This is a genomic window from Bradyrhizobium sp. NBAIM08 (genome assembly GCF_020193935.1).
Classification (GTDB): Bacteria; Pseudomonadota; Alphaproteobacteria; order Rhizobiales; family Xanthobacteraceae; genus Bradyrhizobium; species Bradyrhizobium yuanmingense.
The window spans coordinates 1-391 of record NZ_JADYVR010001177.1; the positions used below are offsets into that span (position 1 = coordinate 1).

1 pseudogene is annotated in these 391 nt (G+C 73.9%); it reads left to right on the plus strand.

Going from position 1 to position 391, the window contains the following annotated elements:
- Positions 1 to 391, plus strand: a pseudogene (locus I6F37_RS44025) (P-type conjugative transfer protein TrbL); the annotation flags it as partial.

The window sequence follows — 391 nt, forward strand, 5'->3', positions numbered from 1 at the left end:
GCACAGGCATTGCCGCCGCCGGTATCGGTGCGGCTGGCACGGCGCTTACCGCCGGTGGTCTCAGTGCAGCAGGCGGCGCGCTCGCAGGAACCGCGCGTGGGGCCGCCACTGTCGCAGGCGGCGCCACCGCTGCCTATCGCGCGGGTGGACTGGCGGGCGTCGCCGAGGCGGGTGCGTCGGCCGCGATGAGTCCGCTGCGCCGCACTGCGTCCAGCCTCAGCGAAAGTTTTGCGGCTGGCGCGCAGGCAGCCACCCAACGGCCACGGCCGGGAGGCGGGCCGTCCGCAGCTTCGTCGGGCGGCGAGCCGCCTGCTTGGGCGGAGCGCATGAAACGCAGTCAGACCATCAGCCACGGCGTCAGCGCGGCAAACCACGCGATCCACTCCGGCGA